3 protein-coding genes are annotated in these 3,527 nt (G+C 62.3%); all 3 read left to right on the top strand.

What is annotated here, in order from left to right; genetic code table 11:
* Positions 1–757 (top strand): sigma 54-interacting transcriptional regulator (locus EOA36_RS30935; RefSeq protein ID WP_189553443.1); only part of this gene is annotated, 757 nt, incomplete at its 5' end.
* 129 nt (positions 758–886) lie between these two features.
* On the top strand, positions 887–3,172 hold the full coding sequence (locus tag EOA36_RS30930) for a PAS domain-containing sensor histidine kinase (RefSeq protein ID WP_167531435.1): 2,286 nt from the start codon (positions 887–889) through the stop codon (positions 3,170–3,172).
* Positions 3,162–3,527, top strand: a 366-nt coding sequence (locus tag EOA36_RS30925; RefSeq protein WP_145969391.1) for a response regulator, incomplete at its 3' end; no start/stop codon positions are given. The genes EOA36_RS30930 and EOA36_RS30925, both read left to right, overlap by 11 nt.

Genomic DNA, 3,527 nt, shown 5'->3' with positions numbered 1-3,527 from the left:
AGACAGGTTCCTCGACGAGATCGGCGACATGCCGATGGAGGCGCAGACGCGCCTGCTGCAGGACGCGCAGCAGGGCGAGTACACGACGGTCGGCGGCCGCACGCCGATCAAGACCGATGTGCGCATCGTTGCCGCAACCAACAAGGACCTGCGCACGCTGATCAACCAGGGCCTCTTCCGCGAGGACCTCTTCTACCGTCTCAACGTCGTGCCGCTCAGGTTGCCGGCGCTGCGCGAACGCTCCGAGGATGTGCCCGACCTGGTGCGCCATTTCTTCAAGCTTGGCGAGATGGAGGGGCTGCAGACCAAGCGCATCTCTTCCGGCGGCATCGAGCTGATGAAGCGCTATCCCTGGCCAGGCAATGTGCGCGAGCTGGAAAACCTCGTTCGCAGGCTCGCCGCGCTTTATTCGCAGGACGAGATCTCCGCCGAGATCATCGAGGCGGAACTCAAGACAGGCGAGCGCCCGGTGGTACCGGGCGCCGGCAACCTCATTCCCGACGATCTTTCCATCGGCCAGGCGGTGGAGCACTTCCTGCAGCGCTATTTCGCCTCCTTTGCAGGCGAATTGCCGCCTGCCGGTCTCTACGAGCGCATTCTGTCCGAGGTCGAATATCCCTTGGTGCTGGCTTCGATGACGGCAACCCGCGGCAACCAGATCAAGGCCGCGGAGCTTTTGGGCCTCAACCGCAATACCCTGCGCAAGAAGATTCGCGAGTTGGGCGTCAACGTCTACAAGTCCTCCCGCCAGACCTGAGCCCGCGCCAAGCACACGATCTTTTCAGGGGACCGAACGGGGAAAGAGTCCCGCTGCTGTCACACTTGTTGCATAATCGCCACAATGCATTGCATAGATCCGACGCAATCACTGGCTCTAGACGGCGACATGGCTCCGCAGGCACCTGTACTCAACAAACCGCTTTTCAGCGAACCTGGCGCGCGCGACGGGCGCCGGCTGCTGGCGCTGCCCGGCGTGGTGGCGGTCGTCGGTGCCCTGGTCATGGCGGCTATCTCGTTCGCCATCCTGGTCGGAGCGACGCCGATTGCGCCTGACGCCAAGACGACCTGGGCGCTGATCGCGCTCAACGCCGCCTTCGTGCTCGTTCTCATCGCGTTGGTCGGGCGGGAGGTGCATCGCATCGTCATGGCGCGCCGCCATGGCAAGGCGGCTTCTCGGCTGCATGTGCGCATCGTTGCCATGTTCGCGCTGGTTGCCGCCATTCCCGCCATCATGGTGGCGATCATCGCCTCGATAACGCTCGATATCGGCCTTGATCGCTGGTTCGAGATTCGCACCAAGACGATCGTCAATTCTTCACTGTCGATCGCCGACGCCTATGTGCAGGAGAACGCCCGCAATCTGCAGGGCACGACGCTGTCGATGGCCTATGATCTCGATTCGTCCCGCACGCTCTACGGCCTCGATCGCACCGGCTTTCTCGACCTCATGAACAAGGAAGCCGTGGGCCGCTCGCTGGCGCATGCCGCGCTGATCAAGCCCGACGGCTCCTTCGTCATGAGCGCCAAGACCGATGCCGATTTTGCCATGCCGGAACCGCCGGAAGGAGCGGTTGCCACCGCCACAGACGGCAAGCCGGTGCTGATCGAGCCGCGCACGCGCAACATCATGGGCGCCATCGTCAAGCTGCGGGAGATCGAGGGCCTCTATCTCTACACTATCCGACTTGTCGACCCCGAGGTGATCAAGGCGCGGCAGATCGTCAGGTCCAACACCGACGAGTATCGCAATCTCGAGGATAACAGGCGCACCTCGCAAGTGGCATTTGCGCTGCCCTATTTGTCACTCACCTTGATCATCATCCTGTCGGCGATCTGGACCGGCATCGCTGTTGCCGACCGGCTGGTGCGGCCAATCCGTCAGCTGATCGGCGCTGCCGACGAAGTCGCGACCGGCAATCTCGACGTTGCGGTGCCGGTGCGGCCATCCGATGGCGATGTCGCCTCGCTTGGCGATACGTTCAACAAGATGCTGCTGGAGCTCAAATCACAGCGCAACGAGATTCTGTCGGCGAAGGACCTGATCGACGAGAGGCGGCGTTTTTCCGAAGCCGTGCTTGCCGGTGTCACCGCCGGCGTCATTGGCGTCGACCCTTACGGCATCATCACCATCGTCAACCGTTCTGCCGAATCGATGCTGGCCATTTCCGCCAGCGCGGCGCTCGGGCAAAACCTTTCCGCGGTCCTCCCGCATGTCGGCCGTGTCTTCGAGATCGGCCGCAAGTCCGGCAAACCTGTCTATCGCGAGCAGGTGACTTTCTATCGAGCCGGCGCCGAGCGGACCTTTAACGTGCAGGTCACCATCGAGGCAGGCGATGACGGCTCGGAGGAAAAATCCTATGTCGTGACGGTGGACGACATCACCGATCTGGTTCAGGCCCAGCGTTCGTCCGCCTGGGCAGATGTGGCGCGGCGCATCGCCCACGAGATCAAGAACCCGCTGACCCCGATCCAGCTTTCCGCCGAGCGTATCAAGCGCCGCTACGGCAAGGTCATCACCGAAGACCGCGAAGTTTTCGACCAGTGTACCGACACCATCATCCGGCAGGTGGAGGACATCGGCCGCATGGTCGACGAGTTCTCGGCCTTCGCGCGCATGCCAAAGCCCGAGATGAAAGCCATCGACCTGCGCGAATCGCTGCGCGAGGCCTCTTTCCTGGTCGAAGTCAGCCGTGCCGACATCACCTTCGAGCGGATATTCGGCAACGAACCGCTCAAGGGCACTTTCGACAGCCGGTTGATGGCTCAGGCCTTCGGCAATGTGATCAAGAATGCCGCCGAGGCGATCGACGGGCTGGAACAGAAGGACGGTTCGCACGGCATAATCCGGATTCAAGCCGGCCGCCAGAATGGCGCGATTCGCATCGACGTCATCGACAATGGCAAAGGCCTGCCGCGCGAGAATCGCCAACGCTTGCTGGAGCCCTATATGACCACACGTGAAAAGGGCACTGGGCTTGGTCTCGCTATCGTCAAGAAGATCGTGGAGGACCATGGCGGCAGGCTGGAACTCCATGACGCGCCCGCGGATTTCCATGGCGGGCGCGGCGCGATGATCAGCATCGTCCTGCCGCCCGCGACCGGCGCGCCGCCGCGCGGCGAAAGCAGGGCGGACCACGAAAGAGAAACTGAAAAGGTCGGTAATGGCGTCTGATATTCTCATCGTCGATGACGAGGAAGACATCCGTGAACTCGTCGCGGGCATCCTGAGTGACGAGGGTCATGAAACCCGTACGGCATTCGATGCCGACAGCGCCCTGGCGGCCATCGCCGATCGAGCGCCGAGGCTGATCTTCCTGGACATCTGGCTGCAGGGTTCGCGCCTGGACGGGTTGGCGTTGCTCGACGAGATCAAGACCATGCACCCCAACCTGCCCGTGGTGATGATTTCAGGCCATGGCAACATCGAAACGGCGGTTTCCGCCATCCGTCGCGGCGCTTATGACTTCATCGAGAAGCCGTTCAAGGCCGACAGGCTGATCCTCATTGCCGAACGCGCGCTCGAGACC

Origin of the sequence: Mesorhizobium sp. M8A.F.Ca.ET.021.01.1.1, assembly GCF_003998025.1 — a bacterium.
In the GTDB taxonomy this organism is placed as follows: domain Bacteria; phylum Pseudomonadota; class Alphaproteobacteria; order Rhizobiales; family Rhizobiaceae; genus Mesorhizobium.
Note: the sequence above shows the minus strand (reverse complement) of the source record. Positions and strands in the feature narration are given on the sequence as shown.

Excerpts from the sequence above, each read along its gene's own strand:
- EOA36_RS30930 (WP_167531435.1), top strand. The coding sequence starts at position 887 with ATGGCTCCGCAGGCACCTGTACTCAACAAACCGCTTTTCAGCGAACCT.